The sequence below is a fragment of the Flaviramulus basaltis genome, from assembly GCF_900114265.1.
Classification (GTDB): Bacteria; Bacteroidota; Bacteroidia; order Flavobacteriales; family Flavobacteriaceae; genus Flaviramulus; species Flaviramulus basaltis.
In genome coordinates this window covers 560309-586459 of sequence record NZ_FPKV01000003.1, presented here as the reverse complement: position 1 = coordinate 586459, position 26151 = coordinate 560309, and the positions used below count along the sequence as shown (strand labels likewise).

Annotated in this window: 28 protein-coding genes; 14 read left to right on the top strand and 14 right to left on the bottom strand. The window is 28.8% G+C overall.

What is annotated here, in order from left to right; translation table 11 throughout:
- Window position 1: 1 nt before the first annotated feature.
- The 5 genes from BT151_RS14850 to BT151_RS14830 all read right to left on the bottom strand — a co-directional run bounded on the left by BT151_RS14850 (window position 2) and on the right by BT151_RS14830 (window position 6723).
- A complete protein-coding gene (locus tag BT151_RS14850; RefSeq protein ID WP_072403113.1) occupies window positions 2-985 on the bottom strand; it encodes a glycosyltransferase family 2 protein in 984 nt (327 codons plus the stop codon).
- A gap of 126 nt (window positions 986-1111) precedes the next feature.
- The gene (locus tag BT151_RS14845; protein ID WP_072403112.1) at window positions 1112-2170 is read right to left on the bottom strand and encodes a hypothetical protein; all 1059 of its coding nucleotides are present in this window, start codon (window positions 2168-2170) and stop codon (window positions 1112-1114) included.
- Window positions 2171-2218: 48 nt separating this feature from the next.
- Window positions 2219-4513, bottom strand: a complete 2295-nt coding sequence (locus BT151_RS14840) for an exopolysaccharide transport family protein (RefSeq protein WP_072403111.1) — start codon at window positions 4511-4513, stop codon at window positions 2219-2221.
- A gap of 359 nt (window positions 4514-4872) precedes the next feature.
- The gene (locus BT151_RS14835; RefSeq protein ID WP_072403110.1) at window positions 4873-5343 is read right to left on the bottom strand and encodes a UpxY family transcription antiterminator; all 471 of its coding nucleotides are present in this window, start codon (window positions 5341-5343) and stop codon (window positions 4873-4875) included.
- 27 nt (window positions 5344-5370) lie between these two features.
- On the bottom strand, window positions 5371-6723 hold the full coding sequence (locus tag BT151_RS14830; protein ID WP_072403109.1) for an exopolysaccharide biosynthesis polyprenyl glycosylphosphotransferase: 1353 nt from the start codon (window positions 6721-6723) through the stop codon (window positions 5371-5373).
- Between the two features lie 459 nt (window positions 6724-7182).
- On the opposite strand from BT151_RS14830, the gene rfbF reads away from it, so the two are divergent.
- The 9 genes from rfbF to BT151_RS14785 all read left to right on the top strand — a co-directional run bounded on the left by rfbF (window position 7183) and on the right by BT151_RS14785 (window position 15121).
- On the top strand, window positions 7183-7956 hold the full coding sequence (gene rfbF, locus BT151_RS14825; RefSeq protein WP_072403108.1) for a glucose-1-phosphate cytidylyltransferase: 774 nt from the start codon (window positions 7183-7185) through the stop codon (window positions 7954-7956).
- On the top strand, window positions 7947-8888 hold the full coding sequence (locus tag BT151_RS14820; RefSeq protein ID WP_171946641.1) for an NAD-dependent epimerase/dehydratase family protein: 942 nt from the start codon (window positions 7947-7949) through the stop codon (window positions 8886-8888). The genes rfbF and BT151_RS14820 overlap by 10 nt, the downstream gene beginning before the upstream one ends.
- Window positions 8889-9974 (top strand): CDP-glucose 4,6-dehydratase, encoded by a 1086-nt coding sequence (gene rfbG / locus BT151_RS14815; protein WP_072403106.1) that lies wholly within the window; start codon window positions 8889-8891, stop codon window positions 9972-9974.
- Window positions 9971-10501 (top strand): dTDP-4-dehydrorhamnose 3,5-epimerase, encoded by a 531-nt coding sequence (gene rfbC / locus BT151_RS14810; protein ID WP_072403105.1) that lies wholly within the window; start codon window positions 9971-9973, stop codon window positions 10499-10501. The genes rfbG and rfbC overlap by 4 nt, the downstream gene beginning before the upstream one ends.
- A gap of 214 nt (window positions 10502-10715) precedes the next feature.
- The gene (locus tag BT151_RS14805; RefSeq protein WP_072403104.1) at window positions 10716-11615 is read left to right on the top strand and encodes a MerR family transcriptional regulator; all 900 of its coding nucleotides are present in this window, start codon (window positions 10716-10718) and stop codon (window positions 11613-11615) included.
- Window positions 11616-11659: 44 nt separating this feature from the next.
- The gene (locus tag BT151_RS14800) at window positions 11660-13132 is read left to right on the top strand and encodes a phytoene desaturase family protein (RefSeq protein WP_072403103.1); all 1473 of its coding nucleotides are present in this window, start codon (window positions 11660-11662) and stop codon (window positions 13130-13132) included.
- On the top strand, window positions 13129-13968 hold the full coding sequence (locus BT151_RS14795) for a phytoene/squalene synthase family protein (protein WP_072403102.1): 840 nt from the start codon (window positions 13129-13131) through the stop codon (window positions 13966-13968). Before BT151_RS14800 ends, BT151_RS14795 begins: the two co-directional genes overlap by 4 nt.
- Before the next feature lie 10 nt (window positions 13969-13978).
- The gene (locus BT151_RS14790; protein WP_072403192.1) at window positions 13979-14428 is read left to right on the top strand and encodes a sterol desaturase family protein; all 450 of its coding nucleotides are present in this window, start codon (window positions 13979-13981) and stop codon (window positions 14426-14428) included.
- A gap of 3 nt (window positions 14429-14431) precedes the next feature.
- Window positions 14432-15121: a lycopene cyclase domain-containing protein gene (locus BT151_RS14785; protein ID WP_072403101.1), complete on the top strand. Its 690-nt coding sequence runs from the start codon at window positions 14432-14434 to the stop codon at window positions 15119-15121.
- Here BT151_RS14785 and BT151_RS14780 read toward each other — a convergent pair.
- The 5 genes from BT151_RS14780 to BT151_RS14760 all read right to left on the bottom strand — a co-directional run bounded on the left by BT151_RS14780 (window position 15113) and on the right by BT151_RS14760 (window position 17800).
- The gene (locus BT151_RS14780; RefSeq protein ID WP_072403100.1) at window positions 15113-15673 is read right to left on the bottom strand and encodes a TlpA family protein disulfide reductase; all 561 of its coding nucleotides are present in this window, start codon (window positions 15671-15673) and stop codon (window positions 15113-15115) included. The two genes, BT151_RS14785 and BT151_RS14780, sit on opposite strands and share 9 nt — an antisense overlap.
- A 125-nt stretch (window positions 15674-15798) precedes the next feature.
- The gene (locus BT151_RS14775) at window positions 15799-16233 is read right to left on the bottom strand and encodes a DUF5606 family protein (protein WP_072403099.1); all 435 of its coding nucleotides are present in this window, start codon (window positions 16231-16233) and stop codon (window positions 15799-15801) included.
- Window positions 16234-16287: 54 nt separating this feature from the next.
- Complete coding sequence (gene def, locus BT151_RS14770) at window positions 16288-16878, bottom strand: peptide deformylase (protein ID WP_072403098.1); 591 nt, start codon at window positions 16876-16878, stop codon at window positions 16288-16290.
- An 86-nt stretch (window positions 16879-16964) separates the two neighbouring features.
- Window positions 16965-17375, bottom strand: a complete 411-nt coding sequence (gene ruvX / locus BT151_RS14765) for a Holliday junction resolvase RuvX (RefSeq protein ID WP_072403097.1) — start codon at window positions 17373-17375, stop codon at window positions 16965-16967.
- A gap of 104 nt (window positions 17376-17479) precedes the next feature.
- Entirely contained in the window at window positions 17480-17800 is a 321-nt protein-coding gene (locus BT151_RS14760) for a hypothetical protein (RefSeq protein WP_072403096.1), read from the bottom strand.
- A 326-nt stretch (window positions 17801-18126) separates the two neighbouring features.
- Between BT151_RS14760 and BT151_RS14755 the strand changes: the two genes are divergently transcribed.
- Together BT151_RS14755 and BT151_RS14750 are read left to right on the top strand one after the other, a co-directional pair.
- The gene (locus BT151_RS14755; RefSeq protein WP_072403095.1) at window positions 18127-18942 is read left to right on the top strand and encodes a 2,3,4,5-tetrahydropyridine-2,6-dicarboxylate N-succinyltransferase; all 816 of its coding nucleotides are present in this window, start codon (window positions 18127-18129) and stop codon (window positions 18940-18942) included.
- A gap of 67 nt (window positions 18943-19009) precedes the next feature.
- Window positions 19010-20128, top strand: coding sequence for a glycosyltransferase family 4 protein (locus BT151_RS14750; protein ID WP_072403094.1), 1119 nt, complete (start codon window positions 19010-19012; stop codon window positions 20126-20128).
- A 3-nt stretch (window positions 20129-20131) separates the two neighbouring features.
- On the opposite strand, the gene BT151_RS14745 is transcribed toward BT151_RS14750, so the two are convergent.
- Together BT151_RS14745 and BT151_RS14740 are read right to left on the bottom strand one after the other, a co-directional pair.
- On the bottom strand, window positions 20132-20956 hold the full coding sequence (locus BT151_RS14745) for a glycosyltransferase family 2 protein (protein WP_072403093.1): 825 nt from the start codon (window positions 20954-20956) through the stop codon (window positions 20132-20134).
- Entirely contained in the window at window positions 20949-21773 is an 825-nt protein-coding gene (locus BT151_RS14740; protein ID WP_072403092.1) for a glycosyltransferase family 2 protein, read from the bottom strand. The genes BT151_RS14745 and BT151_RS14740 overlap by 8 nt, the downstream gene beginning before the upstream one ends.
- A gap of 42 nt (window positions 21774-21815) precedes the next feature.
- Here BT151_RS14740 and BT151_RS14735 point away from each other — a divergent pair, with 42 nt between their 5' ends.
- Window positions 21816-22577: a glycosyltransferase family 2 protein gene (locus tag BT151_RS14735; protein ID WP_084647982.1), complete on the top strand. Its 762-nt coding sequence runs from the start codon at window positions 21816-21818 to the stop codon at window positions 22575-22577.
- Window position 22578: 1 nt separating this feature from the next.
- Here BT151_RS14735 and BT151_RS14730 read toward each other — a convergent pair whose 3' ends face one another.
- Together BT151_RS14730 and BT151_RS14725 are read right to left on the bottom strand one after the other, a co-directional pair.
- On the bottom strand, window positions 22579-23334 hold the full coding sequence (locus BT151_RS14730; protein ID WP_072403090.1) for a Kdo domain containing protein: 756 nt from the start codon (window positions 23332-23334) through the stop codon (window positions 22579-22581).
- Between the two features lie 6 nt (window positions 23335-23340).
- The gene (locus BT151_RS14725; protein WP_072403089.1) at window positions 23341-24378 is read right to left on the bottom strand and encodes a glycosyltransferase; all 1038 of its coding nucleotides are present in this window, start codon (window positions 24376-24378) and stop codon (window positions 23341-23343) included.
- Window positions 24379-24449: 71 nt separating this feature from the next.
- Between BT151_RS14725 and glf the strand changes: the two genes are divergently transcribed.
- Both glf and BT151_RS14715 read left to right on the top strand, forming a co-directional pair.
- On the top strand, window positions 24450-25556 hold the full coding sequence (gene glf / locus BT151_RS14720) for a UDP-galactopyranose mutase (protein WP_072403088.1): 1107 nt from the start codon (window positions 24450-24452) through the stop codon (window positions 25554-25556).
- 22 nt (window positions 25557-25578) lie between these two features.
- Complete coding sequence (locus tag BT151_RS14715) at window positions 25579-26139, top strand: L-threonylcarbamoyladenylate synthase (protein ID WP_072403087.1); 561 nt, start codon at window positions 25579-25581, stop codon at window positions 26137-26139.
- Window positions 26140-26151: the final 12 nt, after the last annotated feature.

Here is a 26151-nt window from a genome sequence, read left to right as displayed (position 1 = left end):
CTTATAGCTTCCTCTTTATCGCTACAAAAACATAAATCATTTTGTAAAGACCTTGCCTAAAAAACAAAAACAACTTTGATGGCACATTAATATTTTTTATTTTATAATTAAAATGTTTCCCTACTTCTTTCCAATTAATATCCCAAACATCTTCAAGCCAATAACCATAAGTTTTTTTTGCCTTTTCTAACATTTTTAATGCCTCCAAATCGTACCAATAGAATCTCTCTTCTCTTTCTGGAATTATAGAAATATTATTTTCTTTCCAACCATCAACCCATTTATAATCAGCTATCCCTAATCCATTTCCTTCTTTAGAGTAATCATAATCTTTATTATATTGCCATACGCGCTGATGCCATTTTTTTGTTTTACCTTCAGCTTCAATTAAGCAATAATAACGAATTTTTGATCTTTGCCTTTTAAGAGATAATAAATTACAATGCAAAAATTTAACATCTTTTAAAAATAGTTTTGGCGAGTTCGCTCTAATAGGAACTCTAGCGCTATGTATATGCTTTGGAAAATGCTCACTATCATCATCTATAAAACCCAATGGCCATCCTCCACTCTTTTCATAACGTATAACTTGTTCTGTACCATTAAAATAAGTTGGTTTTTCAAAATAAAGAACTGTTCCTGGTTTTGCTTGTTGCATTTTAGACCAGTCTTCTGATTTTAAAGCATCATAATTTAATAACTCATCAGAATCTATTGCTAAAATGATATTACCTTTTCCATAACGTTCTCTTGCTGTATTAATAAGTAATTTTTGCCTGTAAGCTTCATCATAATCCTTAGAGTCATTAATAATTACATCTACATTAGCAAATTTGGAAGCAATTTCAACAGAATTATCCGTTGAATACTGGTCTGCTAATAAAACGTGATCTGCATATTGCAAAGTAATTTTTAAAAAAGTTTCTAAAATCCACTCTTCATTTTTAATTGGGGTGATAACAATTATTTTTCTATCAGCTGTCATTATTATTTAAAATAGGGTCATAATTAACTTATTGTTTTTAATCTCTTAATTATTGTTTCTAGGGAGAAAATTAAGATTTAACTAATTTTAATTATTTACTGAAATTTTATATTTATTTAAGTTTCATCAAGATTGTTTTTTTATAACATATCTTAACCTTTGTCGCCACTCAAAATAGGTATGATTGATAAAAAATAAACTTAAAAACTTCTTTATATTTTTATTTCTAACATTTAAAACTTTATAAGAAACAGATTTTTTAACTTTTGGCACCTCGTCCATTAAAATGGATGACCAAATTTTTGTTATATTTTCTGGAGTAAATGCTTTTGACCTTACCGTTCCATTATCAACCATTTGCTGATATATTTCTGGTTTTTCTATTAACGCTTTTATTTCAGAAATCACTTCGTCTAATGTTTCTGCTTGCATATAATCTAATTCGCTTTTTCTTTGCTCATAAAAAGCATATTCTTTGCCTAATATTGCAGGTACACCCGCAAACCAGCAGTTTACTAATTTAAGCGCTGGTTTATCGCTCCGATCATGATTATCAAAAGATGGTCTTACAGCAACTATAATATCTGCATCAGAATAGTCGTGCCAATGGTATGTTTCTATATTATTTTCCTCGGTATCTAAAACAAAATTTAAATTATTTTCATTTAAAAAATCCAACCATTTTTGACTGGAAAACATTTGATCTAAATTACCTCTACCTCCTTTATAAACTATATTTTTTATTTTGGTACCTCTCTCTTTTTTTCGTGGCACTATTCCTGGATGTGGCCAGTGAGGAATAAAAAAACAATTTTTATTATTGGCATATTTCCCGTTTTGAACTATTTCTATATCTGCTAACAAGAATCTAAACTCTAATTCATCTGCCCTTATAACTATTAGAAAGGCATCTTTACTTAAGTTTTTATAATTAGTATTTAGTGTATCTCTAGACTTTTTATCAGCCAAAATAACTATAATACCATCTAAGGGTAATGTATCACTTATCGCTACTTGATAATTTAATTTCTTTAATTGAACATACGTGTAGTACAACCAAGCTTTATAAGTTATTATATTAGTATAACTTGCATCAGTTTTCCAAAATTCTGGATTTTCAACGTCTAGGGTTTGATTAACTTTTGAGAGTTCTGGGAAAAAAAATGTTATTTTATTTACCTTCATTTAAAATAATCATTATTACTGTTACTGTTTGGTTATTCTTTTTTTGATTTAAGCTTTTTTAGGTCCATACCCATAGCTATAAATACCAGATTTATCCATTTTCGCATCGTTTAATACAATCATTAGTGGGTTTAACTTGTTGCTTTTTGAAATTTCGTTAATAATATTTAACTCTTCTTTTTTAGTATAATCATATCTAACAACAAAAAGTGTTGAATCTACAAAACGGCTTAAAGAATAGGCATCTGCTACCTTCCCAATTGGAGGTGTGTCTATTATGATATAATCGTATACTTTTTTGAGTTCCTTAATTAATTCTTCAACACGCTCAGAAAGCAATAATTCTCCTGGGTTAGGAGGAATAGCTCCTGATCCAATAAAGAAAAGATTATTCACCTTATTATAAGGCATTATTATATCATCTACTTTAATTTTAGTGTCAACTATAAAATCTGAAAGTCCATAATCATAGGTCAATCCTAAATCTTTCATAAGTTTGGGAACTCTTAAATCAAAGCCTAGAACGACCACTTTTTTACCAGTTATAGCTAAACTAGCACCCAAGTTTATGGATACGAAAGTTTTTCCTTCACCTTGCTTTGCAGAAGTAACCATTACAACTTGATTAGACTTTCCTTGTGAGAGAAATTTTAAATTATGACGCATTAATCGAAACAATTCTGCAACAGGCGTAATATTATTTTCGGAAACGACAACAACCTCTTTTCCCTTGTTACTAGCAATCGTTCCTAATATAGGATTATCTGTAATTTCTTCAATATCACCTTTATCTAAAATTTTAGTATTTAATTTATCTTTAGCAAACACCCAAACAAATGGAATAAACATTCCAAAAAGTAAAGCGCCTAAATAAACAGGCATCTTTCCTCCGTTTGTAGGGAAAGATCCTGACCTTGGTGCTTCAATAATTCGAGTATCTGAAAATGGCACACTGATAGACAAAGCTTCCTCCTCTCTCTTTTGTAATAAAAAGAGATATAAATTTTGTTTTAAGCCTTGATCTCTATTAATTTCTAAAAGTGCTCGCTCTGCTGTTGGAACCGTAGATATTTTAGACCTGTATTGAGCCGATTTATTTATTATATCTCTTTGAGATCTGGTAAGTTCTAATTTAATACTTCTAACATTTCCTAAAATAATATTTTTAGCATCTGAAAGCTGCCTGTCAATTTCCGGAAGCATTGGATTTCCTGTACCTGAAGCACTTACAAGATTTCTTCTCTTTTGTATTATTTCATTGTATGATATAATAGAACTCGTAAGTATTGAGTTCTGAATATTAAATGAACTAATTGGAGAAAAAGACCCTGCAGAAGATTGACTCAAACTTGATTCTAAAGAATTTAATGCATTAATTTCTGTACGTAAAGTAACCAATTCACGATCTGCTTCATCCGCCATTTGAATAAAACGAGCTGCATCTGAACTAACATTGGTTAAATCGTTTCTTTGTTTATAGTTTTCTACACCTTTTTCTGCAATATCAAGATCTGTGGTCAATAATTCTAATCGCTCATCTATAAGTTTTAGCGTAGATTTTGCTAGAGTATTTTTATGCTCGGCAGATTTTCTAGCATATACATTAATAAGTTTATTTATAAGATCTACTCCTCTTTGAGGAATAGCATCTGTTAAACCTAATTGTAATAAACCACCTCCATTCTCATAAACAGGGTATACTTGTAATCCATTATTATAATTTGATGCTATAGCTTTTACATTTCTAAACCTCACTATCACTGGACTCTGAGATTTTAAGTCATACATACCTTCATTTAACACCAAATGGAATTGACCAAAATCAGTAACTAATTCTTCTCCAAAATTATAAGTTTCTTTTTTTATATTTTCATCTGAATCTATAGTTTGTAGCTCATAACTAAATTCATCTATTACTAAAATACTACCTAATGTTCCATATTGTAAAATAGGAACACTATCATTTATTACTACTTTAAATGGAATAGACTTTTCATATATCTCAACTTCATTAAACCTTCCTTCAATAAAGTAGCCAACAGATAAACCTAATTCTTCAATGGTTGTTTCCATTAAATCATAAGATCTTAATACCCCAATTTCATCTTGAATATTCCTAGACATTTTTATTAGCCCAAGGTTATTTAAAGACTCTAAACCCGAGGCGTCTCCTCCTCCATTTTCTTTATCATTAAGTAATATTTTACCACTAACATAATAAACTGGAGTAACCTTATAACGCAAGTATAAAAAAGCAAGTGCTACGCAAATGGTAGCACAAATTAAAAACAAATACCAATAACGTAAATAATTTGTTAGTATTTTGATAATATCTTTTTCCATATTTATTTAAAACGTCTAAGGTTAAGTTCTCTATTAAAATTTAATTAATAACAATTTAATATTGATAAGCTAAAATCATTTATAAATTATAAACATATCTACAAATTAGTTTTTAATTCCTGAATATTATATTCATAAAATTAAAGTAAAGGAACATTTTTTTTTTTAGAATTCAAAGTAATACAGTAGGTTGAAAATGTTGTATTTAATAATTTGTATAATCTATAGTTTTAATTGTATTTAAATACAAAATTCATAATCAAATAGACAAAGAATTAACACAAAACAACACATATTTCTTTTAAGTTATTGAGAGCGAGTATTTATTAAAAAAAAATGTTAATATTGTAATCATCAGATTACACAACATCTCTTAGTTTTTCTTTAACTAAAACATTCATTTCATCCAGTAATACTGAAACATTACTTTTACCAATCCATTTAATACCTGAATTGTTTTTCATCAACCATTGCTGAATACCAATTTCATTTCTTGATATTAATTTTGAAAGCATCACTAAATCATAAGTATCTTCAGTTATCCAATTCTGAATAATATTTATCTCTTCATCACGAACCAATGCAGGTTTGCCATCTAAAAAGAGGTAACCTTTAACTCCCGACACTCCAAAAACAAGACCTCTATACTTTTCTGATAGGTTAACAAAAACATATGATTTGAACAAAGGAGTTTCAATAGTCTTTTGACGATCACTCCAGTATTTAACTTCTTTTATCAAAGGGTTAAATACTTCAACATTCATCTTCTCTAATATATTAGCAACTCTTTTTTCTTGACTTCTTTTTACGGATAATACAAACCAACTCATAATTTCTAATTTTAATTTATATATACTTTAGTATGCCTTTTCCTCACCACTAAAGGCGTTGGAAATTGTTAAAAAAATTATTTTAAAATCTAATAAAAACGTCCACTTTTCTACATATAATATATCTAATCTAATTCTATTTAATATATCTGAAGGCTTTATAATCTCTCCTCGATAACCTCTTATTTGTGCTAAACCTGTTATACCTGGTTTTACAAAATGGCGAACCAAATATTTGTCAACAGAAATTTCGTAATCTGATGTGTGTTGCTCCATATGTGGTCGCGGACCAACAACACTCATATCACCCAAGAAAACATTGAAGAACTGAGGGAGTTCATCAATACTAGTTTTTCTTATTATTCTTCCAATACGTGTAATACGCCTATCATTTTTTGTAGCCATTTTAGTATTTGCCTCTCCATTGGAAGTCATCGATCTAAACTTAATACAATTAAAAATTTGACGTTTAAGACCATGTCTTTTTTGTGTAAAAAACAAAGGTCCTGGTGACTCAAGTTTTATTAAGATGTATAGTAGTGGCACCAACCATGACAATAAAAATAATATTACTAGAGAAGAAAATACAAAATCAAAAGCACGCTTAGCAATTCTACCAAAGTCCGCATCTAAAGGCACTGTTCTTACATCTAAAACTGGAATTTGATCATATTTTTGCACCGTCATTGCTGGTGTAAAAATATCTTTATTATCAGGTATTATTTTTAATTTTATTAAATTATTATCCGCAAAATTAATTAGGTTTTGCAAATCAGATCTTGATAACTTAGCAGCAGTACAATAAACTTCATCTACTCTTGTATCAATAATATATTTAAAACAATCTAAAATACCACCTAAATAAGTTGGACTTTCAGATGGTTTATCATCAAAAAAACCACAATAACGATATCCATAATAAGGATTATCAAAAACTTTACGTATTTTCTTTAAATTTTTATCACGCCCTATTACAACCACATTTACATAATTACCACCACTTAATCTGTAATTCCTTATAAACATGTAAAAAACCCATCTATATAGAGTAAGAAAAATACATATTATAAAAAACACTAATAAGTGATATTGAATATCTGGCTGAACACCTCTTATTCCAAACCATGAGAAATATGCTAAACCGTAAATGATATACAGATAAAACATTTTCTTTATGTTAGTCATAAATTTCTCCTTACGAGCCGTAGGATAAAAATCTAAACTATAAGTAATTATTAACCAAGAAAAATTGTAAAACAGTATGCTTGAAACATTTGAATAAGTCTCAGTAGTCATAATAAACAGCAAGCTATTTATTATAGTTAAGTGAATAATTATTGAAAAAGGTATAATTAAGTGAGAGTAACTCCTTGTTTTCATATAGCAACTTATTTAAAATTCATAATCCAAAAGAAAAATGAACCATCAACATTAAAGATTATAATTACCTTAATGTTTTTAATGTTTTAAGCGTATTTCCCAAAAACGCTATCTTCATATTTAAATTTATTTTGCTATTAATCAAATCTCGGTACATGTTTTTAGTTCAATTCATTTACCAATACAAAAAAACGCAGAAAAAACAAACTAGAAATAAATTTTCTATACATAGCTATTATATTCGTTAAAATACGTTCTCATCTATTTATGTGCTTTTTTTTTATTATTACATCGTGATTATTTGCTAGAATATCGTTAATAATTTTAGTTAACAAACTAAGCTTTTTAATTTTTAAAATGTTGATTTATAATTCTTTTTGATTTTACTTGAATTTTATCTAATCTATCTTACTTTTTTTTTTAATTTTGAAATAGCTATTAACAACATAAATCATACACATGAAAGTATTAATACTTGCAGGAGGCTTAGGGACTCGACTAAATGAGGAAACTAAACTTAAACCAAAACCAATGGTAGAAATTGGTGGAAAACCAATATTAGAACACATAATGAAGATTTATTCTCATCATGGTTTTAATGAATTTGTCATTCTTCTAGGTTACAAAGGAAATGTTATTAAAGAATATTTTTCAAATTTCTACCTTCAACATAGTAATGTTACTATAGATCTTAAATCTAACAAAATTGAAACTCACAATAGCGTATCTGAAAACTGGAAAGTAACACTTCTAGATACTGGTGCCGATACTATGACTGGCGGCAGAATAAAAAGAGCTAAAGAATTTATTGGTAATGAACTTTTTATGTGTACTTATGGTGATGGAGTTGCAGATGTAGATATTAATAAATTATTAGAGTTTCATAAATCAAGTGATAAGTTAATGACTGCCACAGCTATTCAGCCAGAAGGTCGTTACGGAATATTAAATATTGAAAATGATCTTACTATTGCTGGTTTTAATGAAAAACCTGTAGATGATAACCGCTGGGTAAATGGTGGTTTCTTTGTTTGCGAACCAGAAATATTAGATTACATTGATGGAGACCACCAAATGTTTGAGCGGGAACCTATGGAAAAGATCGCTAAAGATGGTAAAATGCAAGCATATAAGCATGATGGATTTTGGCATGCAATGGATACTTTAAGAGATAATCAAGACCTTAATAAACTTTGGGAATCAGGAAAAGCTCCATGGAAATTATGGGAGTAAAAGAAAAAACTATATTAATTACTGGAGGTTTAGGAAATCTTGGTTCTTGGCTAACTAACCATTATTGTAATCTTGGATACGATGTTACAGTACTAACCCAAAGAAAACGAAAATTAGAATTTAATCTTCAATTCAAAACAATTATTTGTGATATAACATCACTTGAAAACTGTAAATCTGTAATCACAAAAGATTATGATGTTATCATTCATACTGCTAGCATGAACGACAACTTTGTTGAAGGTTATGCCCAAAATGCATTATTAGTTAATGCCCTTGGTACACGTAATATATTAGAAACAATAAAATTAATGCCACCAAAGCATTTTATTTATTTATCTACTTTTCATGTTTACGGAAAATATAGTGGCAATATTTCTGAAGAAAGTGAACTTAATCCAAATAACGACTACGGAACAACACATTTATTTGCAGAGTATTACGTTAAACAATTTCACCAAAACCACAAAATACCTTACACAATTATACGCCTATCAAATAGTTATGGTTGCCCAAAAGATTATGACTCTTCAAAATGGTATTTAATTTTAAATGATTTAAGTAAATCTGCTTTTGAAAAAAGTCTTATTAAACTTAACGGAAATGGATTCGCAACTAGAGATTTTATTTGGATGGGTGATGTTTGTGATATTATTTATAGGCTTACAAATCAAGACTCAACAAACAACACCTATAACATAAGTGGCGAAAAAGCCTATTCTTTATTAGATGTAGCCCAATCTGTTAAAGCTGCTTATGAAGAATACTTCAAAAAAACAATTGAAATAGAAACAAATAAAGAAGATAAATCTCCCCCTAAAGACCCTATAGTTATTAGCTCAAGTAAAATTAAACACTTTCTTCCTTATAATGCTGAAAGCCATTTTAAGGAAGAAGCATTAAAAATTTTTAATTTTCTAAAAAAGAAGTAAATGACTGAAAAAAAACTATTCGATCAATTTAAAGGAAAAAAAGTTTTCCTTACTGGAAACACAGGTTTTAAAGGTTCTTGGTTATCAATATGGCTGCACGAACTTGGTGCAGATGTATACGGCTATGCTTTACAACCTAAAAATGAATTAGATAATTTTATTGTTTCTGGATTAGAACACAAAATTAATCAAACATATGGAGATGTTACAGACATTAATCTTCTTCAATCTACCATAGATTCCATTAATCCAGATTACATTTTCCATCTTGCAGCCCAAGCTTTAGTTATAGATTCTTATAACGACCCAATTTCTACCTATCATACAAATGTTATGGGAACTGTTAATTTATTGCAAGCTGCTAGAAATTCTACTAATTTAAAAACTATTGTTGCCATTACTAGTGATAAATGTTATGAAAATAAAGAACAGGTTTGGGGATATCGTGAAAATGATGAATTAGGAGGAAGCGACCCTTATTCTTCATCAAAGGCCTGTGCAGAAATAGCCATACAATCTTTAAGGAAATCTTTCTATAAAGATTCTCCTGTCTCAGTAATAAGCACTAGGGCTGGAAATGTTATTGGAGGTGGAGATTGGTCTGACAATCGTTTAATCCCAGATATATTTAAAAACAAACGTGCAGATGAAGTTCTTGAAATAAGAAGTCCATACGCTACAAGACCATGGGAACACGTTTTAGAACCCCTATCTGGTTATATGCAATTAGCATTAATTGGAGAAAACAATAAAAAATATGAAGGCGGATGGAATTTTGGACCTAGCACTTATAAACATTATAACGTATTAGAAGTTGTTCAAGAAATTGAAAAAAGTACCGTTTTAAAACACAAAATATTAAACCAAGAAAACAAACTTCATGAAGCTAATTTATTAAAATTAGATATTACAAAAGCTGCAAATGAATTAAATTGGATTCCTCAACTAAGTTTTGAGGAAACTATTCGCTATACAGTTGAAGGGTACCTTGTCCAAGATGATAAAAATATTTACAATCATAGAGTCAAACAAATTAAAGATTATACAGATTTAGCTGCTGCTAATAAAACGACTTGGGCATTATGATATATACAGAAACAAAGTTAAAAGGCGCTTACATTATAGATATTGAAAAAAGAGGAGATAACAGAGGCTTTTTCGCACGTACTTTTTGTGCAAATGAATTTAAAAAACACAATCTAAATTCCAAATTTGTACAAGGAAATATGTCCCATAATGCAAACAAAAACACTTTAAGAGGCATGCACTATCAATCTGATGGCGCAGAAGAAGTAAAGCTAGTAAGATGTACAAAAGGAGCCCTACTTGATGTTATTCTCGATATAAGAAAAGACTCTCCCACATTTGGTCAATACATTTCTGTAGAAATTACTGAAGAAAATGCTAGGCAAGTTTATATTCCAAAAGGATTTGCTCATGGGTTTTTAACTTTAAAAAACAATTCTGAAATAGCTTATTTAGTTTCAGAATTTTATACCCCAGGTAAAGAAAATGGAATTAGATGGGATGATCCTTTTTTTAAAATAGATTGGCCAATTATAAACCCTATTTTATCAGATAAAGATCAAGATTATCCAGATTACACAAAGTAAAATTAGCACATAATAATAAATATTTTAATTGTTTAATAAACCCTGTTTAATAAAATAAACAGGGTTTTTAATTTAATAACTTCATTTATAAAATACTTCTAAAATTAAGTACAATCAAATGATAGTCTTCTAAAAAAGAAAAAACTTAATATCTTAAATTTTTACGATTTTAGAAATTATTATATTATTTTTGTTTAACACAAATAAAATATTGATGAACAATATTAAAGTTAATTTTAGTATTAGAGATTTAGAAAATCTTACAGGCATAAAAGCTCACACGATACGCATTTGGGAAAAACGCTATAATTTACTAAGCCCAAACAGAAGCGATACAAATATTAGAAACTACAGTTTAACCAGCTTTCAAAAACTTTTAAATATATCCTATTTAAATAATAACGGATTTAAGATTTCTAAAATTGCAGATCTTAAAGAAGAGGAAATCCCTATAAAGGTTAGAGAAATTGCATCAAGAGCAAAGATAGAAGATCACGCTATTAATGCTTTAAAAATGGCTATGATTAATTTTGATCAGGTTTTATTTTACAGTACTTATAATAATTTATTAGAAAATAAGACTTTTAGTGAAATTTTTTATTCGGTATTCTTACCCTTATTAAATGAAATTGGTTTATTGTGGCAAACGAATACTATTACTCCAGCACATGAACATTTTTTATCTGTTCACATTAAACAAAAAATCCTTTTAAATACTGAAAGATTACAACTACTAGAGCCAAAACCTATTTCCAAAACCTTTGTGCTTTTTTTACCTGAAAATGAAATTCATGATATTGGCTTACTCTTTATTAATTACCAATTACGGAGCAAAGGTTATCACACGATTTTTTTAGGAGAAAGTGTCCCTATGGAAAGCTTATCAGATTTACTCGAGTTTTTTAATGAAGTAACTTTCATTTCCTATTTTACTGTATATCCTGAGGAAAACAGCATTTCTGAATACATAAATAACTTCAATAATTTGCTTTTAAACAAAGACAGCACCGAACTATTACTCTTAGGAAAAAAACTCTCTACAACTAACGAAAATAATCTTCCAAAAAAAGTAAGTATATTTAATTCGATTGAAAATTTAGTTAAAGATTTATAAATATTCTATATTTGTTTAACTTTTATTTATATTTGTTAAACAATATGAAATCAACAGTAAATATAATTGGTTCTGGATTTTCTTCATTGGCAGCATCATGTTACCTAGCTAAAGCCGGCTATAATGTTACCATATTTGAAAAAAATAAGACCATAGGAGGAAGAGCAAGGCAATTACTTAAAAATGGCTTTACTTTTGATATTGGTCCAACTTGGTATTGGATGCCTGATGTTTTTGAGCGTTTTTTCTCAGATTTTGACAAGAAACCTTCAGATTATTACACACTTGAAAAATTAAGCCCCGCCTACAGTGTTTACTTTGGAGAAAATGATTTTATAACTATTGAAGACACGTTAGAAAAAATAAAAAAAGCTTTTGAAAAAGAAGAAAAAGGCAGCTCAAAAAAACTAAATAAATTTATAAATAAAGCAAAAAGTAATTACGACATTGCTATTAAGGATTTAGTTTATAATCCGGGTGTTTCTCCTTTAGAATTAATTACTCCAGCTACTATAAAAAAAATAAATCAGTTTTTTAGCACAATAAAAAAAGACGTTAGAAAAGAATTTAAAAATGAAAGATTAGTAAAAATTCTTGAATTCCCAGTGCTTTTTTTAGGAGCAAAACCAAGTGACACGCCTTCATTTTACAGTTTTATGAATTATGCCGATTTTGGCCTAGGTACCTTTCATCCAAAAAAGGGCATGTATCAAGTTATTCTTGCCATGGAGAGTTTAGCTAAAGAACTTGGTGTTACTATTAATACAAATTCTCCCATTGAAAAAATTATTGTTGAAAATGGAGAAGCAAAAGGATTAGTATCAAACGGTAAAACATATAAATCTAATATTATTGTTAGTGGTGCAGATTACCATCACACTGAAACCCTTTTAGATAAAGAATTCAGACAGTATTCTGAAAATTATTGGGAAAAGAAAACATTTGCCCCTTCTTCTCTCCTATTTTATGTTGGCTTTGATAAAAAATTAATCAACGTTAACCATCATACATTATTTTTTGATGTTGATTTTGATGTACATGCAGAAGCTATTTACGATAACCCTAAATGGCCGGATAACCCATTGTTTTATGCAAGTTTTCCAAGTAAAACAGATTCAAATTCTGCTCCTGAAGGAAAAGAAGCTGGTATATTCTTAATTCCATTAGCGCCTGGTTTAGAAGATACTCCCGAATTAAGAGACTTATATTTTAATAAAATAATATCTCGGTTTGAAAATTTAACATCGCAAAATGTCAAAAAAGATATTATATTTAAGGAAAGTTTTTGTTTAAATGATTTTATAAAAGACTATAATTCTTACAAAGGAAATGCCTATGGAATGGCAAACACTTTAATGCAAACTGCTTTTTTAAGACCAAAATTAAAAAGCAAACTTGTAACTAATTTATTTTTCACAGGGCAATTAACTGTTCCAGGACCAGGTGTTCCGCCATCACTTATATCCGGAAAATTAGTAGCAGATTTAGTAACAAAACATCATAGTATTTTAGTATGAAAGTATTATTTGACACAGTATCCTATAATTGTAGCAAGATTGTAACTAAAACTTACAGTACATCTTTTTCATTAGCTACAAAAATGTTGTATAAATCCATAAGAAGTGATATTTACAACATATATGGCTTTGTTCGTTTTGCAGATGAGATTGTTGATTCTTTTCATGATTATAAAAAAGAAGCTCTATTTAACAGATTTAATGATGATTTGGAATTTGCCTTAAAAGATCAAATAAGTTTAAATCCTATATTAAATTCATTTCAATACACTTTCCACAAATATAATATTGATAAAAATTTAGTAGACGCTTTTATGAAAAGTATGCGAACAGACTTGCATAAAAACACTTATTTAAATGAAGATGAATTTAAAGCATATATTTATGGCTCTGCAGATGTTGTTGGACTTATGTGCTTAAAAGTTTTTGTAAAAGGAGATCAAGAAAAATATGAAGAACTTAAAGATACTGCTATGGCATTAGGTTCTGCTTTTCAAAAAGTAAACTTTTTAAGAGATTTAAAAGCAGATTTTGAAGGTTTAGATAGAACCTATTTTCCAAACACAGATTTAAATAACTTAAATGAATTATCAAAACAAGATATTATTGATGACATTGAAAGAGATTTTGAAAAAGGTTTAAGCGGCATTAAAAAATTACCAATTGAAGCAAAGTTTGGTGTTTTTATGGCATATAGATATTACCACCAATTATTAAAGAAACTAAAGAAAACACCCGCTTTAAAAATAAAAGATTCTAGAATACGCGTTTCTAATCCTAAAAAAATTGAACTTTTAATGCGTAGCTATGTAAAATATCAATTAAATTTAATATAAATTTTAAATGATGCATTTCTTATTCTGGATATTAATTTTTCTAGCCACATATAGCTTTATGGAGTTTATGGCGTGGTTTACACATAAGTATATTATGCATGGTTTTTTGTGGAGTTTACACAAAGATCATCATAAAAAAGATCATGACAGTTGGTTTGAGCGTAACGATACTTTTTTTGTTTTTTATGCAGTTGTAAGTATTGGTTTTTTCTTGCTTTGGAAATATACTAGTTTTTGGGCTGGATTGCCAATAGGGCTAGGTATTTTCGCTTACGGACTATCTTACTTTATAGTACACGATATATTTATACATCAGCGCTTTAAAATATTTAGAAACGCAAATAATTGGTACGCAAAAGGAGTAAGACGTGCTCATAAAATGCATCACAAACATTTAGGTAAAAAAGAAGGCGAATGCTTTGGTATGTTGTTTGTTCCTTTTAAATACTTCAAAAAATAACAGATGAATTATTTATATCTGTTACTAAATTTAGGGTCTTTATCTGTTCCTTTTATTTTTAGTTTTCATCCTAAATTAAAATTTCACAAACTTTGGAAACCATTATTTTTTGGCATATTAATAAGTATGTTAATTTTTATTCCTTGGGATATTATTTTCACTAAACAAGGTGTTTGGGGATTTAATGATGATTATTTTTTAAGCATTAAATTATTCTCGCTTCCAATTGAAGAATGGCTATTCTTTATTTGCATTCCTTATGCTTGTACTTTCACTCATTATGCTTTACTCTATTATTTTCCAAATTTAAAATTATCAAATAAAACAACTAAAACTATTAGTTACCTTCTTATTTTACTTTTACTTATACTTACACTTTTCAATTATGGTAAATTATACACCTTAGTAAATTTTACATTAGGAATAATACTAACCATAATTGTAATCAATAAAAAGCCTGATTTATTAAATCAATTTTATCTCACTTTTTTAGTGATGCTAATTCCCTTTTTTATTGTGAATGGCATACTAACAGGAAGCTTTATTGAAAACGAAGTCGTTTGGTATAATAATTTAGAAAATTTAAATATTCGATTATTTACAATTCCTATTGAAGATACAGTTTATGCTTATACTTTAATTCTTTTGAATTTATTTGTTATGAATTTGTTTGAAACAAAAAAACTACTTTAATAAACCATCAATAATTTTTCTAACTGAATCGCTATTCCAATTTGCAGCACCACTTTTATCAATTATAATATTACCATATTTGTCTATTAAATAAGTTCTAGGAATGCTAGTAACATCAAATATTTCCGGATAGTTAGTAGCTGGATTATAGACTTTAAAAGAGTAATTATTCTTATTTAAAAACTCATTAATCTTTAAAAACTCTTCGTTAGACACAAAAACAAATTCAATTTCATCCTTATAATTATCATACAACTTTTGCATACTAGGCATTTCTGCAATGCATGGCGGACACCAAGTTGCCCAAAAATTTACCAAAACAACTTTTCCTTTTATATCTTTAAAATTGAAAACAGATCCACTTTCGTCTTTTAGCTTCCAATTATAATTAACTAATGTTTTTTGTTTTGATTTTTCAACTGTTGAAGGACTAAAAATCGCAAACCCCTTGTGTAATAGTATTTGAATAGGTTGACGTGTTTGAGGAATAAATAAAACTGTAAGAATAACTAAGAAAATAATATTTTTTACTTGAGGTTTTGATACTTTCATATAATTACAAATGAATGATACACAATTTCTAAGTCGAAGCCATGAATTAAATCTAACAAAACTTAATTTATAATTATAAAAAAACCTCCACAAAGGAGGTTTATATTATATAAATTGGAATTTACTTATTCTTCTTCTTCATCAGAGGTTTTCTTACTTGAATCCTCAGAATCTAATAAGTCTAACATGTTATGTTTTTGTAATAAATTATACCATTGTAATACTTTTTTAATATCACTTGCATATACCCTTTCTTCATCGTAATCTGGTAATACATCAAAGAAATATTCTTCAAGTTTATCTTTGCTATCTTTTGGCATCACACTAGTTGGCTCACCATTTTCTTTCTTTTTAATATTACCCAGAACTTGGTTTAAAGGCACTTCTTCTGTTAATGTATAAATAGCTATTTCACTTAAAACACTTACATTGTTTTGAACACTTACAGATATACGCTTGTTATCCATTAAAGATTCGGCAACAAAACCACCTCGTGTTTGTGCAATTAATTTATACAAACCTGGTTTTCCTGATATTGATAAAACTTTATCTAAACTCATAAATTATTTTTTGAAAGGCGCAAATATCAACTGTTTATTGATGTTCTGCAAATATTATCGTTTCTTTTTTTCATCTGGAAAACGCATTCTGTAATCCACATTTATTTTTCCTTTTGATATGTTTGTGAGTCTTCCTTTTATTAAACGCTTTTTTAAACTTGATAGTTTATCTGTAAACAAAACACCTTCAATATGATCATATTCATGCTGAATAACTCTAGCAGCCAAACCATCAAAAGTTTCTGTATGCGGTTTAAAATTTTCGTCTAGATATTCTATAGTAATGTTTGGTTTTCTAAAAACATCTTCTCTAACATCTGGTATACTTAAACAGCCTTCATTAAAAGCCCACTCATCACCTTCTTCATTTGTTATTTGTGCGTTTATAAAAACACGTTTAAAACCTTTTAAAGCTTTTTGCTCTTCTTCTGTTAAATCTTCATCTTCAGAAAACGGTGTGGTATCCACTACAAATAATCGAATAGGCACACCTATTTGTGGCGCTGCTAAACCAACACCAAAAGCATTATACATAGTCTCAAACATATTTTCTAAAAGCTCATCGAACTTTGGATAATCTTTTGAAATATCTGTTGCTTTCTTTTTTAAAACAGGATCGCCATAGGCTACAATTGGTAAAATCATTGTCTTTTTTTTGATAAATGCAAAAATACTAACTTATAATTTATTGATAGTATTTATAGCAAATTTATTATTTTGAAGGTAAATAATTACTTTGAGTACAAGTAACTTTGTAAAATAAGTGTCGCACTAATCTCGTCTATAAGCGCTTTGTTTTTTCGCTGATTCTTTTTTAAACCACTATCAATCATAGTTTGAAATGCCATTTTTGACGTAAAACGCTCATCAACTCTCTTAATAGGCATGTTTGGAATTTCTTTTTCTAACTTATTAATAAATGCTATAATATGTACTTCACTTTCAGAAGCCGAATTATTCATTTGTTTAGGTTCACCAACTAAAAACAATTCAACAGATTCCTTTTTTATATAATCTTTTAAAAACTGCAATAAATCTTTGGTGTTAACTGTAGTAAGTCCAGAAGCAATAATTTGTAATTCATCTGTAACTGCAATACCTGTTCTTTTAGTACCAAAATCTATTGCTAAAACTCTACCCATACATTTTATTTTTGCAAAAATAAGTAATAAAAAAGAAAGGCTGTCTTTACAGACAGCCTTCATTAATAATTAACCTTAAATTATTTAATATTTGAACGTTATTTTTAAGCCTTTTCAGCTTTATTTATTTTAGGAAATACAAAACTAATATTACCAGCTTTTCTTTCACGGTTTAAGTAAATTCTAATATCACTATTTGTACGAGCAATTGATGCTTTTAATTCATTAACATTAATTAATAATGAATCATTTTCATTTACTGTATTAACACTAGAATCAACATTTGTGATAACTGTATTTTTATCATCATTAGAAACAGAAACAGTATTAGTAATTTCAGTATTTACAGCTTCAGAAGTACTTTGAGCATTTCCTAAAGAGAAAGAAAATAATAAAACTAATAATATGTAAAAATTTGTTTTCATCTGTTTATCGTTGTTTGATGAGACAAATATATATTCCGAAGAAGCCTTAAGCACAAAAAATTAGTTATAAACCCTGTATTTTCGATTATAAGAGAAACTACATATTTCTGCCGATTAATAGTTAAAGCGCATGTTTACAAAGACTAAATACACATAAATTGCTTTTAATCGAGTTATTTCATCCTCTTAAAGGAAAAGCATGTATTGAATGTCAAAAAAAATAGTTTTTTAAACTGCTTTTAAACCAATTTTAATGGATATAAAAACACTTTTCATTCTCATTTTTAAATGATAGCTATTATATTTGCTGTAAACAAAAAACATTAATGACAGAATTACAACAAATCATAGAAAATGCTTGGGAAAATAGAGCACTTTTAAAAGAAGAAAACACAACAAAAGCTATACGAAACGTAATAGATTTATTAGATAAAGGTGAATTAAGAGTTGCTGAACCTATTACTGATGGTTGGCAAGTTAACGAATGGGTAAAAAAAGCCGTGGTTTTATACTTTCCAATTCAAAAAATGGAGACTATCGAATGTGGTCCTTTGGAGTTTCATGATAAAATTCCTTTAAAACGTGGCTATGCAGAAAAAGGGATACGTGTTGTACCTCATGCAGTTGCAAGACATGGTGCTTATATCTCTGCTGGTACTATTTTAATGCCAAGTTATGTAAATATTGGGGCTTATGTAGATGAAGGTACTATGGTTGATACTTGGGCTACCGTTGGTAGCTGTGCTCAAATTGGTAAAAATGTACATTTATCTGGAGGTGTTGGTATAGGTGGTGTTTTAGAACCATTGCAAGCGGCTCCTGTTATTATTGAAGATAATGCTTTTATAGGAAGTAGATGTATTGTTGTTGAAGGAGTACGTGTTGAAACTGAAGCTGTTTTAGGTGCTGGAGTTACCTTAACAATGAGTACAAAAATTATTGATGTAACTGGTGATAAACCTGTTGAATACAAAGGTATAGTTCCTGCACGTTCTGTAGTAATTCCTGGTAGTTATGTTAAAGAATTCCCTTCTGGTAGTTATAATGTACCATGTGCATTAATTATTGGAAAGCGTAAAGAAAGTACAAACAAAAAAACATCGCTTAACGACGCACTTCGTGAGCATGATGTAGCTGTTTAATTTTAATTAATTAATGCTTTTATAAACTAAAAATTAGCTTTTAAAAAATAATTAAACTAACTACTAAATGCATATTTGTATTACTCGTTCTGAAAAATATGCTTATTCTGAAACATTTATACGCGACCAAATTGCTGGATTTTCAGAATTAGCAGAAGTTTACACAATACATAGCGGACGATTTCCAGAAAGAAAGGAAGATGGCACTTTATTAAGTCCAAAACCTTTTTGGATCTTGCATAAACTGATAAAAACGTTTGTAGGGAGAAATAATTTTTTTAGTAATTACGGAGTTAAAAAATACTTAAAGGAAAATGAAATAGACGTCGTTCTATCCAATTACGGCATATCTGCTTCTCATATGATGCCAGTTTGTAAAAAATTAAACATTCCTTTACTTGTTATTTTTCACGGACACGATGCTACAAATAAAAAGACGCTTCATAAATACAAAAAAAAATATGAAGCGCTTTTCAATTATGCTTCATATATCATTGTGGTTTCTGAAGAGATGAAAAAGGGTTTGATTAAAAATGGAGCTATAGAAGAAAAAATTAGAGTTATTCCATGTGGTGTTAACCCATTAAAATTCACTCTAAAATCTTATAATAAAAGCGAAAAAAACTTTCTTGCAGTTGGGAGGTTTACCCAAAAAAAAGGACCTCTTTATACAATTCGAGCATTTAACGAGGTATTAAAAAAATATCCAGAAGCTATTCTTACTATGGTAGGTAAAAAAAATGGACTTTTTGACGCTTGCAATGCACTAGTCTCTGAGCTAGGAATACAAAATTCTATTAATTTTCCTGGAGTTTTAGAACAAAAAGATATTGCTCACTTAATGCAAAACTCACTTGCTTTTGTTCAACATTCTGTAACCGCAGAAAACGGTGATATGGAAGGAACACCTGTTAGTGTTATGGAAGCTTCCTCTACTGGTTTACCTATTATCAGCACGCTTCACGGAGGCATAAAAGATGCTGTTATTCATAATAAAACAGGTTTTTTAGTTGAAGAAACCAATTTTAAAGACATGGCAAACTACATGATAAACTTATGTGATAATCCTGAAAAAGCTAAAGAATTAGGCTTAAATGGCCGTGAGCAAATTGAAAAAAATTATCATCAAGAAAAGCAAATAAATAAACTCTACAACTTAGCTAAGGAGACTATTGAAAAAAAATAGTAATTATTTTTTTTCAATTCCAAAATCTGTCCACTTTCGTTTTTCATTTTTCGTGGTTGCTCTAATGGCTAAATTTTTGTTTATAGATTCTTGATTTTTATAACCTCTTGGATGGTCTAAATGCAAACAAACAGCGCTATATCTAATTTGCTTAGATTTAATACCTAAATTAAATAAACGTTCCCCAAGCTCCCTATCTTGCCCACCGTATTGCATACGCTCATCAAAACCATTTATTTTTAGAATATCCTGTTTCCATCCTGAGGCATTATGTCCATTCCAGCTGGCATTAGTTGGTGTTATTTTGTTTAAAATTTTACTTTTCAATCCTTTTGAGGTTAGCTTATTGTTTTTAAAAGACGATTTAAGTCCTTGCGATTTCAGCCATTTAACTTCAAAACATTTTTGAGATAAAATATCCTCTTTACTAATAACTTCTGAAATAATCATGGGCAACATAAAATAACCTCCAGAAAGGAAATACCCCTTTTCTTTGTTATTAATATGTACTTGTACATAATCTTCTCTTGCTATACAATCGCCATCACTCATTAAAATATAATCAGAATTACAAGCAACTACAGCTTTATTCAAAATTTGCGATTTTTGAAAACCATTATCTTCATGCCAAACATGGATTATGGGATAATGTACTTGTGCCTTCATTTTATCAATTAAATCTAAAGTGGGTTGTTTAGATCCATCATCGGCAATTACCATTTCAAAATCTTTAAAATTTTGAGCCTCATAACTCCACAGCACCTTTTCCAACCATTCTTCAGAATTGTAAGTACTTATTATTATTGATATTTCTGGTTTTTTATGCATGCTTTTTTATTCCAAACTCAGTTGTTGTAACTTTTAGTTTCTTTGTTTGTTTTCTAATGTCCTCATTAAACTTTAATGTTTGCTCATTTTTATACGGGCGCTCATGGTACAAATGTAAACAAATAGCACTATACCTAATCTGTTTAAATTTTATCCCAAAATTCATTAAACGCTCCCCAATTTCTCTGTCTTCACCTCCATATTGCATACGCTCATCGAAACCATTAACATTAATAATATCTTGTTTCCAAGCAGAAACATTCATTCCATCAAACGTAGCTTTTGTTGGTGTAAAGTTATTTAAAAACCATGCTTTAAAACCAAAAGAATTTAGTTTATTAACTTTAAAAGTCTTCTTTAAACCTTGATTTAACAACCAATCTAAATTAAAACACGTTTGATTTTTAATATGTTGTATTTCTATATTTTTTGAAATATTTTTAGGCAATTTAAAATAACCTCCAGATAAGCAATGGTTTTTCTTTTGAAGATTTAAATGTATTTTAACAAAATCATTTCTTGGTATACAATCGCCATCAGTAAAAATCAGGTATTTTGAAGTTGCCTTTAAAATAGCTTTGTTAAGAATTTTAGTTTTTTGAAAACCATTATCTTCTTGCCAAATATGGATAACGCTTTTGGAAGAAGATTCTATAAAAGCATCAACAACACCCTTTGTTTCTTCTGTTGAGCCATCATCTGCAATAATAATTTCGAAATTTTGTTCTGTTTGAACTTCATATCCCCAAAGCACTTTTTGCAACCATTCTGGCTGATTATAGGTACTTATAATTACTGACGTTTTAAATGTGCTCATTGCAACAAAAATAACTATTTTTACCCAACCTTATTGAGGAATATGATTAAACTATCTGGGGTTATTATTACTTATAATGAAGAACGAAACATTGAGAAATGTCTGCAATCGTTAGTACCTGTTGTTGATGAAATAGTTGTTGTAGATTCATTTTCGACTGATAACACCAAAGCTATTTGCCAAAAATATCAAGTTAAATTTATAGAGCAGAGCTTTTTAGGTTACATTGAACAAAAAAACTTTGCTTTAAATCAAGCTAGTAACGATTTTATAGTATCTCTTGATGGTGATGAAGCTTTATCTGAAACACTTCAAAAATCTATTATTAAATTAAAAGACAACTGGAATTTTAACGGCTATTACAGTAATCGATTTAATAATTTTTGTGGGCAATGGATTAAATATTCCGATTGGTATCCTAATAAAAAACTACGTGTATTTGATAGAAGAAAAGCCATGTGGAAAGGTGTGAACCCTCACGATAATGTTGTTTTAAATAACACTAGAAAAAATACAGGTTATTTAAAAGGCGACATTTTACATTGGACTTACCAGACTTATTCTGAATTTAATTTAAAAACTGAACATTTTTCAAATATTTCCGCAAAAGCTTATTTAAAATTAGGCAAAAAAGCACCTATTTGGAAAATAGTATTTAATCCTATTTGGGCTTTTATTAAGTCCTATTTTTTTAGATTAGGTTTTTTGGATGGATTGAACGGGTTGGTTATTTGTGTACAAACAGCAAATATTACATTTTTAAAATACACAAAACTTAGAGAACTAATTAAAAACAAAAACTAATTTAGTTCCAGAACTTAAAACGTTTTTTTAATCGTTTTTTACGATGGAATTTTTCTTGAAAAGTTTCAGTTTCATACCACATTAAGTCAAATATTTTATTATAATCTTCGCCAGTACATTTAGCATACTCATCACTCATCACTTCAACCATAGATTTATGTATCGTTAATCTAGAAAAATTCTTGATTCTTGTTTCAAAATCCATTGTTCCAAAATGCATTCTATTTAAGTCTACTAAATAAAAATCATAATCAGAACCATGCTTCTTTATTAAAGTATTACCAGGGGAATGATCTAAAAAATGAATCCCTTTTTGGTGTAATTTGTAAGTAAATCGTGTAAATGCACGAAGTATAGTATCGTAATCGGGATAATTAAAATTTTTAGTGAGTTCTCTATAAGTTAAATCACAATTTAAATGCTCGCTAACATAAAAGCTCTTTTTAAATAAAAATGGTGTAGTAAACTCAAAATACGCTATTGGTTTTGGTGTACCAATATCCAATTTAATAAGTCTATTTGCGTATTCATAAGAACGTTGCGCCTTACTTTTTCTTAAAAACTTATAAGCAAATTGATTGAAAATATTTGGAATTCTAAACGCCTTAATATTTATTGTTTCTTCACTTAAAACAAACAACTTTATACTATTTCTTTGGTCTACAATAAAATCTTCACCAGATGTATTGAAGTTTAAAACAAACGTTTTAATTGTTTCTCTATAAGATTTATATGCTTCCTCTAGAATATATTTCATTTAATTTTATAGATGTTTTAATGCCGCTTTAATAGCTGCTTTTCCAAATTCTCCAGACATTACTTTTTTCTGAAAAATTAAAACATTTTCTTTTATTTTTTTATAATCTTCAAAATCTAATTTTTCCAAAATATCATTAAGTTCTTCAAGACTAGAAATAGTTATTCCTAAATTATTTTCTTGAACAAAAGGTGCTAAAGCAGCTTCTTTCCATATAATTAATGGTAAGCCACATAACAAATACAAAGATGTTTTGTGTGGATTATTAAATTTTAAATACTCACCATATTGTCCGCTGCAAGTTTCAACGGAATTACCATCCCAAACTAACCCGAAATCTCCAATAATTTTATAAGGTATCTTATCGGCTGGAAATGCGCCTTCATATAAGACTAATGATTCTTTCTCTGGTACTATTCTTTTTTCAGAATCAAAACCCTTGCCATAAAGTTTTAAATTAAAGTTATTGGTTTTTACTTTATCTACATCATAAACATAACTATTCTTATTACCTCCGTAACCTCCCGCATATACTAAGCTATAGGTATCAACTTTTTTAATAGCATCGTTTTGAGTAGGTCTATCGAATACTACATAATCAAATAATTCTAAGTTAATAACAGGTATTTTCACACCTTGGTCTAAAAACCATTGTTTCATGGTAGGGTTATGCACAACAACAGCATCAGATTTGCATATATTGTCTAACTCAGCATTTTTATTTTTAGTACGCTTTCTTAAAAAACTAACATCATGCACTATTGTTACTGTTTTGCATTTTTTTAATTGAGCGACAGAAACAATATACTTTCTATATTTGTTTACTGGATATTGTGTGAATAATATAGATTTAAAAGGCAAGCGTATTAAGGCTATTGTAATCCCCATAAAATTCTTTATCGCTCCAACAACAGAGTTAGGAATACTTGATTGTTTAAAACCTAAATTTTTAAAACCAACCTCTTTTAATACATATTCAAAATCTGTTTTTGCTTTACCAGATGCGTTAAAAACCGATTTATAGTTTTTAGAAATATAGTACATTCAAATTCTAAAGTTTTATGTTTATATTAAAAGTTATATTATTGTAAGCTTAAAAAATCACATTTTTTACAATGCAAAAGTACGATTATTTAATTGTTGGAGCAGGCCTTTTTGGTTGTGTATTTGCTCATGAAGCAACAAAAAAAGGAAAAAAATGTCTAGTTATTGATAAAAGAAACCACATTGGTGGTAATGTTTATTGTGAAAATATAGATGGTATAAATGTTCATAAATATGGTGCCCATATTTTTCACACAAACGACAAAGCTATTTGGGATTATGTTAACCAATTTGCATCATTCAATAATTATATAAACTCACCACTTTCAATATCTAAAGGAAAATTATATAATTTACCTTTTAACATGAATACTTTCTATCAATTATGGGGTATAAAAACACCTAATGAAGCCAAAGAGATTATAGATAAGCAAATAAAAGAATATGGATTTAAAACTCCTCAAAACCTAGAGGAACAAGCACTTTCTCTTGTTGGAAAAGACATTTATGAAGCTTTAATTAAAGAATATACAGAAAAACAATGGGGCACAAAAGCAACAAACCTTCCTGCTTTTATTATTAAAAGATTACCTGTTAGATATACTTTTAACAATAATTACTTTAACGACGCTTATCAAGGTATTCCTATTGGAGGGTATAACAAGATTATTGACGGATTATTAGAAGGCATAGATGTAAAAACCAATGTTGATTTCTTTAAAGATAAAAACACTTTAATCGATTCTGCCAATAAAATTGTTTTTACAGGAAAAATTGATGAATTTTATAACTATAAATATGGACAGTTAGAATATCGCTCGTTACGATTTGAACATGAATATTTAAAATCAGAAAACTTTCAAGGAAATGCAGTTGTTAACTACAATGATACAAATGTAGCACACACTCGTATAATAGAACATAAGCACTTTGAATTTGGTAAACAAAAACATACTGTAATAACTCGGGAATATCCAGAAAAATGGTCTCTCGAAAAAGAAGCTTATTACCCTATTAATAACAACGAAAACCAGACAACATACCAACAATATAAAGCGCTTTCTTTACAAGAAAATAATATTATTTTTGGTGGCAGATTAGCTGAATACAAATATTATGATATGCACCAAATAATAGCATCTGCCTTACAAAAAGCAAAACAAGAATTTTCTTCTTAAAAATATTAATAAAATAGAAATCATGCAATCGGAAATCAACAAAGCTCTCCAAGTTTTAAAAGAAGGTGGTCTTATACTCTACCCTACAGATACGGTTTGGGGTATTGGTTGCGATGCAAATAATGCAGAAGCTGTCAAAAAAGTATATGATTTAAAAAAACGTGTAGATTCAAAAGCGCTTATTTGTTTAGTTGCAGACGATAGAATGCTAAAAAAATACGTTAAGCAAATACCAGAAACAGCTTTAAATATTATTGATGTTACAAATAAGCCAACAACCATAATATATGACGATGCTCAAAATTTAGCATCTAATTTAATTGCGAGTGACGGTACAATAGCCATAAGAATCCCTGATGATGATTTTTGTTATTTTCTCTCAAGAAAATTTAATGGAGCCATTGTTTCTACCTCAGCTAATATAAGTGGGCAACCCACACCAAAATCGTTTAAAGAAATATCTAAAGAGGTTTTAAAAGGTGTAGACTATGTTGTAAATTTGCACCACGAAAAAAATTGCAACAAGCCATCATCAATTATTAAATTGAGTAATAATGGTATTGTTAAGATTATTCGAGAGTAAAATCTCAAATAG

Bases quoted from the DNA above. Each gene is read 5' to 3' on its own strand.
- rfbF (WP_072403108.1), top strand. From the start codon at position 7,183: ATGAAAGTATTAATACTTGCAGGAGGCTTAGGGACTCGACTAAATGAG.
- BT151_RS14790 (WP_072403192.1), top strand. From the start codon at position 13,979: ATGCATTTCTTATTCTGGATATTAATTTTTCTAGCCACATATAGCTTT.
- BT151_RS14730 (WP_072403090.1), bottom strand. From the start codon at position 23,334: ATGAAATATATTCTAGAGGAAGCATATAAATCTTATAGAGAAACAATT.
- BT151_RS14795 (WP_072403102.1), top strand. From the start codon at position 13,129: ATGAAAGTATTATTTGACACAGTATCCTATAATTGTAGCAAGATTGTA.
- BT151_RS14850 (WP_072403113.1), bottom strand. From the start codon at position 985: ATGACAGCTGATAGAAAAATAATTGTTATCACCCCAATTAAAAATGAA.
- BT151_RS14745 (WP_072403093.1), bottom strand. From the start codon at position 20,956: ATGCATAAAAAACCAGAAATATCAATAATAATAAGTACTTACAATTCT.
- BT151_RS14780 (WP_072403100.1), bottom strand. From the start codon at position 15,673: ATGAAAGTATCAAAACCTCAAGTAAAAAATATTATTTTCTTAGTTATT.
- ruvX (WP_072403097.1), bottom strand. From the start codon at position 17,375: ATGGGTAGAGTTTTAGCAATAGATTTTGGTACTAAAAGAACAGGTATT.
- BT151_RS14840 (WP_072403111.1), bottom strand. From the start codon at position 4,513: ATGGAAAAAGATATTATCAAAATACTAACAAATTATTTACGTTATTGG.
- BT151_RS14715 (WP_072403087.1), top strand. From the start codon at position 25,579: ATGCAATCGGAAATCAACAAAGCTCTCCAAGTTTTAAAAGAAGGTGGT.
- BT151_RS14820 (WP_171946641.1), top strand. From the start codon at position 7,947: ATGGGAGTAAAAGAAAAAACTATATTAATTACTGGAGGTTTAGGAAAT.
- BT151_RS14725 (WP_072403089.1), bottom strand. From the start codon at position 24,378: ATGTACTATATTTCTAAAAACTATAAATCGGTTTTTAACGCATCTGGT.
- BT151_RS14800 (WP_072403103.1), top strand. From the start codon at position 11,660: ATGAAATCAACAGTAAATATAATTGGTTCTGGATTTTCTTCATTGGCA.
- BT151_RS14835 (WP_072403110.1), bottom strand. From the start codon at position 5,343: ATGAGTTGGTTTGTATTATCCGTAAAAAGAAGTCAAGAAAAAAGAGTT.
- BT151_RS14735 (WP_084647982.1), top strand. From the start codon at position 21,816: ATGATTAAACTATCTGGGGTTATTATTACTTATAATGAAGAACGAAAC.
- glf (WP_072403088.1), top strand. From the start codon at position 24,450: ATGCAAAAGTACGATTATTTAATTGTTGGAGCAGGCCTTTTTGGTTGT.
- BT151_RS14805 (WP_072403104.1), top strand. From the start codon at position 10,716: ATGAACAATATTAAAGTTAATTTTAGTATTAGAGATTTAGAAAATCTT.
- rfbG (WP_072403106.1), top strand. From the start codon at position 8,889: ATGACTGAAAAAAAACTATTCGATCAATTTAAAGGAAAAAAAGTTTTC.
- BT151_RS14785 (WP_072403101.1), top strand. From the start codon at position 14,432: ATGAATTATTTATATCTGTTACTAAATTTAGGGTCTTTATCTGTTCCT.
- BT151_RS14775 (WP_072403099.1), bottom strand. From the start codon at position 16,233: ATGAGTTTAGATAAAGTTTTATCAATATCAGGAAAACCAGGTTTGTAT.
- BT151_RS14845 (WP_072403112.1), bottom strand. From the start codon at position 2,170: ATGAAGGTAAATAAAATAACATTTTTTTTCCCAGAACTCTCAAAAGTT.
- BT151_RS14830 (WP_072403109.1), bottom strand. From the start codon at position 6,723: ATGAAAACAAGGAGTTACTCTCACTTAATTATACCTTTTTCAATAATT.
- BT151_RS14740 (WP_072403092.1), bottom strand. From the start codon at position 21,773: ATGAGCACATTTAAAACGTCAGTAATTATAAGTACCTATAATCAGCCA.
- BT151_RS14760 (WP_072403096.1), bottom strand. From the start codon at position 17,800: ATGAAAACAAATTTTTACATATTATTAGTTTTATTATTTTCTTTCTCT.
- rfbC (WP_072403105.1), top strand. From the start codon at position 9,971: ATGATATATACAGAAACAAAGTTAAAAGGCGCTTACATTATAGATATT.
- BT151_RS14755 (WP_072403095.1), top strand. From the start codon at position 18,127: ATGACAGAATTACAACAAATCATAGAAAATGCTTGGGAAAATAGAGCA.
- BT151_RS14750 (WP_072403094.1), top strand. From the start codon at position 19,010: ATGCATATTTGTATTACTCGTTCTGAAAAATATGCTTATTCTGAAACA.
- def (WP_072403098.1), bottom strand. From the start codon at position 16,878: ATGATTTTACCAATTGTAGCCTATGGCGATCCTGTTTTAAAAAAGAAA.